5 protein-coding genes, 1 pseudogene and 1 riboswitch are annotated in these 6,348 nt (G+C 75.5%); of the genes and pseudogenes, 2 read left to right on the top strand and 4 right to left on the bottom strand.

Going from position 1 to position 6,348, the window contains the following annotated elements; genetic code table 11:
- Window positions 1–349: pseudogene (locus AWW66_RS34695) on the bottom strand (anthranilate synthase component I family protein); the annotation flags it as partial.
- A 96-nt stretch (window positions 350–445) separates the two neighbouring features.
- On the opposite strand from AWW66_RS34695, the gene AWW66_RS30970 reads away from it, so the two are divergent.
- Window positions 446–646 (top strand): DUF5999 family protein, encoded by a 201-nt coding sequence (locus tag AWW66_RS30970; protein ID WP_067374059.1) that lies wholly within the window; start codon window positions 446–448, stop codon window positions 644–646.
- A gap of 93 nt (window positions 647–739) precedes the next feature.
- Here the strand turns inward: AWW66_RS30970 and gcvP are convergent, their stop codons facing one another.
- Both gcvP and AWW66_RS30960 read right to left on the bottom strand, forming a co-directional pair.
- Window positions 740–3,616, bottom strand: coding sequence for an aminomethyl-transferring glycine dehydrogenase (gene gcvP, locus AWW66_RS30965; RefSeq protein WP_067374056.1), 2,877 nt, complete (start codon window positions 3,614–3,616; stop codon window positions 740–742).
- An 80-nt stretch (window positions 3,617–3,696) separates the two neighbouring features.
- A riboswitch (glycine riboswitch) is annotated at window positions 3,697–3,791 on the bottom strand.
- 75 nt (window positions 3,792–3,866) lie between these two features.
- On the bottom strand, window positions 3,867–4,742 hold the full coding sequence (locus AWW66_RS30960) for an NAD-dependent protein deacetylase (protein WP_067374053.1): 876 nt from the start codon (window positions 4,740–4,742) through the stop codon (window positions 3,867–3,869).
- Between the two features lie 70 nt (window positions 4,743–4,812).
- Here AWW66_RS30960 and AWW66_RS30955 point away from each other — a divergent pair, with 70 nt between their 5' ends.
- On the top strand, window positions 4,813–5,469 hold the full coding sequence (locus AWW66_RS30955; protein WP_067374050.1) for an NAD(P)H-binding protein: 657 nt from the start codon (window positions 4,813–4,815) through the stop codon (window positions 5,467–5,469).
- Window positions 5,470–5,520: 51 nt separating this feature from the next.
- On the opposite strand, the gene AWW66_RS34690 is transcribed toward AWW66_RS30955, so the two are convergent.
- A partial coding sequence (locus AWW66_RS34690) for a hypothetical protein (RefSeq protein WP_211272161.1) occupies window positions 5,521–6,348 on the bottom strand: 828 nt, incomplete at its 5' end.

Raw genomic sequence — 6,348 nt, 5'->3', positions numbered from 1 at the left:
CGGGCAGGGCGGGGGCGGGGCTGGGCGGGCCGGTGGGGGCGCCGGCGAGGTGGGCGCCGGCGGCGGCGGAGACGTACAGGGCGGCGCCGCAGGTCCGGTCGTCGGGGTGGTGGCCGGTGGTGGGGTCGGCGAGGTCGGTCACGGGGAGTCCGTGGGCGGTGAGGAACGCCTGGACGGTGGCGGCGGGGTCGCCGCCGTCGCTGGTGCGCCAGTGCAGGCGGGCGCGTTCGGTCAGCCGGTGCCGGCACCCGGGTGGGGCGGCGGGGACGTCAATCACTCGGTGTGGGAGCGTTTCCACGCCACTCGGCCCTATCTTCCTCGTCCGTTCAGTGGATTTCCCCCGCGCCACGGTGAAAGCCGCTCGATGTAACGCGCCTCGACTTGGTACTGTGCGTCACTGGTCATGTGAACCATGACACAGTGCCCCCACAGTCCGGAGAACCCGATGTGCCAGCACCAGCCCACCTGCCCCTCTGCTGACGCGACGGACCGGGAAGCCGCCCGGGCCATCGCCTGCTTCCCCGAGCAGGGCTGGAGCCTGCTCTGCAACGGGGTCATCTTCTTCGAGGACACCGGCGAGCTGCTCCCCGACGGCAGCAGCATCGCCCCGCACCGGGGACCCGCCCGGCACGCCCTCGTCGCCTGACCGATTACCCACAGTCACCGGTCTTGACCTCGGCGCGGTCCGGCCGGTATTCACCCGGGACGCCCCGGTCGAGGCGTCCCGGCGCAGCGTACGTCAGTCCTCGAACGCCTCGGGCGAGGGGCAGGAACAGACGAGGTTGCGGTCACCGAACGCGCCGTCGATGCGCCGCACCGGCGGCCAGTACTTCCCCACCCGCGCCACGGTGCCCGGGTACGCCCCCACCGACCGGGGGTACGGGTGCGGCCACTCGTCGGCGGCGACCATCGCCGCGGTGTGCGGGGCGTTGCTCAGCGGGTTGTCCCCCGCCGGCCACCGGCCCGCCGCGACGGCGTCGATCTCCGCCCGGATCGCGACCAGCGCGTCGCAGAACCGGTCCAGCTCGGCCAGGTCCTCACTCTCGGTGGGCTCCACCATCAACGTGCCCGCCACCGGGAACGACATCGTCGGCGCGTGGAAGCCGTAGTCCATCAGCCGCTTCGCCACGTCGTCCACGCTCACCCCGGTCGCCTTCGTCAGCGGACGCAGGTCCAGGATGCACTCGTGCGCGACCAGGCCCTTGTTGCCGGCGTACAGCACCGGGTAGTGGGCCCGCAGCCGGGCCGCCACGTAGTTCGCCGCCAGCACCGCCACCCCGGTCGCCCGGGTCAGCCCCGCCGCGCCCATCATCCGCAGGTACGCCCACGGGATCGGCAGGATCCCCGCCGACCCGTACCGGGCCGCCGAGATCGCCGGCCGGCCCGACCCGTACGCCCCGGCCGGGTCGCCGGGCAGGAACGGCGCCAGGTGGGCGCGCACCGCCACCGGCCCCACCCCCGGCCCGCCGCCGCCGTGCGGGATGCAGAACGTCTTGTGCAGGTTCAGGTGCGACACGTCCGCCCCGAACCGGCCCGGCCGGGCGTACCCGACCAGGGCGTTGAGGTTCGCCCCGTCGACGTACACCTGCCCGCCGGCGTCGTGGACCTTCGCGCACAACTGGGCGATGCCGGTCTCGTACACCCCGTGGGTCGACGGGTACGTCACCATGATCGCCGCCAGGGTGTCCCGGTGCGCGTCGATCTTCGCGTCCAGGTCGACGAGGTCGACGTCGCCGTCCGGGTCGCAGCCGACCACGACGACCCGCATCCCGGCCATCACCGCGCTGGCCGCGTTCGTGCCGTGCGCCGACGACGGGATCAAACACACCGTGCGGTGCCCCTCGCCCCGGTCGAGGTGGTACGCCCGGATCGCCAGCAGCCCCGCCAGCTCGCCCTGGGACCCGGCGTTGGGCTGCACGCTGACCGCGTCGTACCCGGTGATCTCCGCCAGCCACCCCTCCAGTTGGCCGATCAGCTCCCGGTACCCGGCGGTCTGCCCGGCCGGGGCGAGGGGGTGCACGTCGGCGAACTCCGGCCAGGTGATCGCCTCCATCTCGGTGGTGGCGTTGAGTTTCATCGTGCACGAGCCCAGCGGGATCATGCCCCGGTCCAGGGCGAAGTCCAGGTCGGCGAGGCGGCGCAGGTACCGCAGCATCGCCGTCTCCGAGCGGTGGGCGCCGAACACCGGGTGGGTGAGGAACTCCGAGGTGCGGGCCAGCCCCGCCGGCACCGCCGGCCCGGCCAGCTCCGCCGGCAGCACCGGACTGGCCGACTCATGCGGCAACGCCGGACCGGCCGGCACGCCCAGGGCGGCGGCGACCGCGTCGCGGACCGCCGTCAGGTGCGCCGTGGTGGTCGTCTCGTCGCAGGCCACCCCGACGTGGTCGTCGTCGACCAGCCGCAGGTTCACCCCCCGCGCGGCGGCCTCGGCGAGCACCGCCGCCGCCCGGCCGGGCACCGCCACCAGCAGCGTGTCGAAGAACGCGGTGTGCACCACCCGCGCCCCGGCCACGGCGTCCAGCGCGCCGGCCAGCCGCACCGCCGCGCCGTGGGCGTGCCGGGCGATCGCCCGCAGCCCGTCCGGGCCGTGGTGGACGGCGTACATGCCGGCCATCACCGCCAGCAGCACCTGCGCGGTGCAGATGTTGCTGGTCGCCTTCTCCCGCCGGATGTGCTGCTCGCGGGTCTGCAACGCCAGCCGGTACGCCCGGTCCCCGGCCGCGTCCCGGGACACCCCGACCAGCCGGCCGGGCAGCATCCGCTCCAACCCGGAGCGCACCGCCAGGTACCCGGCGTGCGGCCCGCCGAAGCCCATCGGCACCCCGAACCGCTGGGTGGTGCCGGCGGCGATGTCCGCGCCGATCTCCCCCGGCGGGCGCAGCAGCGTCATGGCCAGCAGGTCCGCCGCCACGCACACCAGCGCCCCCACCGCGTGCGCCGCCGCCACCAGCGGGGCGTGGTCGCGGACCGCCCCGGACGCCCCCGGGTACTGCAGGTGCAGGCCGAAGAACTCCACCGGCAACTCCTCGGCGGCCAGGTCCAGCACCCGCACCTCGATGCCGAGCGGCTCCGCCCGGCCGGTGAGCACCGCCACGGTCTGCGGCAGGGTGTCCGCGTCGACCACGTACACCGGGCTGCGGGACCTCGACGCCCGGCGGGCCAGGGTCATCGCCTCCGCCGCCGCGGTCGCCTCGTCGAGCATCGACGCGTTGGCCGTCGCCAGGCCGGTCAGGTCACACACCATCGTCTGGAAGTTCAGCAGCGCCTCCAGCCGGCCCTGGCTGATCTCCGGCTGGTACGGGGTGTAGGCGGTGTACCAGGCCGGGTTCTCCAGGACGTTGCGGCGGATCACCGCCGGGGTGTGCGTGCCGTGGTAGCCCAGCCCGATCATGGACACGGCGACGGTGTTGCGGGCCGCCAGGGCGCGCAGCTCGGCGATGGTCTCGGCCTCGCTGGCCGGCGCCGGCAGGTCCAGGGTGCCGTGCCAGCGGATCACCTCGGGGATCGCCGCGTCCATCAGCTCGTCGACCGAGCCGTACCCGACGACCTCCAACATCCGGCGTTCGTCGTCGGCGTCCGGACCGATGTGCCGGTCGGCGAACGGTGCGGTGGTCATGGGGGCGCTCCCGAGGGGTGAGGTCGACAGGTCGGCCTCCCCCTGAGTCGCACCCACGGCGACGCGGGCGCTCCACAGTGCCTGCCCACGAGGTCCTTTTGCCTGAGAGGTTCCGGGGAGGATATGCCCCTTCGGCGCCGCCGGTGGGTCGGGCGGTCTCTCCCCCGTGGGTGGTACCGGCATGGTCAACGCTACCAGCGTCGGTGTTTCCGGGGCATGTCGTCCCCCGCCCGGGGCCGGGGCGGAGGGGTCACCCGGCGGCCGGCACCTCCACCGGACGGGCGGCGGCCGCCGGCACGGCGGCGGTGACCCGGTCGGCCAGCGCCGGCAACGCCACCCCCAGCGGGGCGTCCAGGCGGGCGTGGGCGTACCCGTCACCCCGGGTCGGCCCCTGGTTGACGATCCCCACCGGGATGCCCAGTTTCGCCGCCCGGATCACGAACCGCCGCCCCGACATCACGGTCAGCGACGACCCCAGCACCAGCACCGCGCGGGCCCGCCCCACCAGGTCGAAACACGACGCCACCCGCGGCGCCGGCACCGTCTCGCCGAAGAACACCACGTCCGGTTTCAGCATGCCCGTCCCGCACGCCCCGCAGTCCACCGTCCGGAACGCGGCCACCTGCGCGTCGCCCAGCTCCACGTCCCCGTCGGGGTTGACCGCCCCGGCCCGCGCCACGAACCCCGGGTTGGCCGCGCGCAGCCGCCGGTCCAGGTCGTCGCGGCCGGTCCGGTCACCGCAGTCCAGGCAGACCACCCGGTCGAGGCGGCCGTGCAACTCCACCACCCGGTCGCTGCCCGCCGCGCCGTGCAGCCCGTCGACGTTCTGCGTGATGATCCCGGTGACCAGGCCGGCCCGCTGCAACCGGGCCACCGCCCGGTGCCCGGCGTTCGGCGCCGACCGGGCCACCAGCCGCCACCCCAGGTGGCTGCGCGCCCAGTACCGCCGCCGGGCCGCCGGGTCCCCGGTGAACGTCTGGTACGTCATCGGGGTGTGCCGGTGGGCTACCCCGGAAGGCCCCCGGTAGTCCGGGATACCCGACTCGGTGGACAGGCCGGCGCCGCTGAGCACCACCACCTGACCGGCGGCGACCAGCCCGGCCAGCGCCTCGAACGTGTCCGTCACCCGTCCATGCTGCCTCAACCGCCGCCCGGCCGGCGAGCACCGGGGTCGGGCGGCGGCTACGGTGACGGGTATGCGTGTCGTCATCGCCGGAGGCCACGGCAAGATCGCCCGACTGCTCGGACAGGACCTCGCCCGCCGGGGCGACACCCCCGTGGGCCTGATCCGCAACCCCGACCACGCGGCGACGCTCACCGCCCTCGGCGTCGAGCCGGTGCGGTGCGACCTGGAGCACGCCGACGTCGACACCGTCGCCGGGCACCTGGCCGGCGCCGACGCGGTGGTCTTCGCCGCCGGCGCGGGTCCCGGCAGCGGCGCCGCCCGCAAGGACACCGTCGACCGGGCCGCCGCCGGCCTGCTCGCCGACGCCGCCCAGACCGCCGGGGTGCGCCGCTACCTGCTGGTCTCCTCGATGGGCGTGGACCGCGACCCGGCCGCCGGCACCGACGACGTCTTCGTCGCCTACCTGCGGGCCAAGAAGGCCGCCGAGGACGACCTCACCGGCCGGGACCTCGACTGGACGGTGCTGCGGCCCGGCCGGCTCACCGACGACCCGCCCACCGGGCGGGTCGCCCTCGCCCCGCAGGTCGACTCCGGGGCGGTGCCCCGCGCCGACGTCGCGGCCGTGCTGCTCGCCCTGCTCGACCAGCCCCGCACCGCCGGGGTGTGCGCCGAACTCGTCGGCGGCGACACCGGCGTCGCCGAGGCCGTCGCCGCCCTGACCCGCTGACCCCGGCGGCCACCGGACCCGCGCCGGGTGGCCCGCGCCGCTGCGGGCGGCTCAGAGCTCCACGACGGTGCTCCACGCCCCCCGTGGCGTGTACGGGCCGGCGGTCGCGGCCCGGGGTCTCGCCCGCGCCGACGCGCTGCGCTTGTCGGTGCTGTCCCAGCTCGCGCGCACACCGAACCGGACCGGACTGCCGCTGGGGGTCAGCCCGAGCGCGGACACCTGCGGGGCGGTGGTGGAGCTGTACAGGCCACCGGCGGTGGTCACCGCGTGGCGTTGGAAACCCAACGCCGCCGGGGCCTGCGCGGTGGGGTAGAAGGCCGCCTCACCGCGGATCGTGTACGACCCCCGGGTGGTGTCGTGGTACTGCCCGGCGGTGGGGATCAGGGCGGTCAGCCCGAAGGTGTCGTCACCGCCGTCGCCGACGGTGCCGTCCTCGCCGACCCGCCACAACTCCCAGTACTCCAGCACCGTCGCGTCGGCGCTGCCGCCGCTGGTCGCCACGTACGCGTCCAGGGCCGGACCGCTGATCGGCGTCCACCCCTGCGGGGTGTGCCGCTCCACGTCGAACTCCCGGGTCACCCGCTGGATGATCACGCCCCGCTGCGGGTTGCTGACCGTCCACTCCCGGCGACGGGAGAAGTTCCCGCAGATCCCCTCCTCGTTCAACCCGGTCAGGAGCACGGCGTCCAGGGCCGGCGCGGGCGTGGTGGTGGTCGCCGGCGCCCGCTGCACGCCGGCGGCACCGGAGTCGACGCCGGGCCGCCGGGCGGCCAGCAGCCGGCCCACGGCGGCGTTGCCGGCGCGGCGTTGCAGCGCCAGCAGGGCCTGCGGGGACAGGTCCCCCGGGACCGCGGTGGCGTCGGGGGCGTGACCGGGCGC

The organism is Micromonospora rosaria, from assembly GCF_001567585.1.
In the GTDB taxonomy this organism is placed as follows: Bacteria; Actinomycetota; Actinomycetes; order Mycobacteriales; family Micromonosporaceae; genus Micromonospora; species Micromonospora rosaria.
The sequence above is the reverse complement of the archived record's forward strand: the minus strand, read 5'-3'. Positions and strand labels throughout refer to the sequence as shown.

Bases quoted from the DNA above. Each gene is read 5' to 3' on its own strand.
- AWW66_RS30970 (WP_067374059.1), top strand. From the start codon at position 446: ATGTGCCAGCACCAGCCCACCTGCCCCTCTGCTGACGCGACGGACCGG.
- gcvP (WP_067374056.1), bottom strand. From the start codon at position 3,616: ATGACCACCGCACCGTTCGCCGACCGGCACATCGGTCCGGACGCCGAC.
- AWW66_RS30955 (WP_067374050.1), top strand. From the start codon at position 4,813: ATGCGTGTCGTCATCGCCGGAGGCCACGGCAAGATCGCCCGACTGCTC.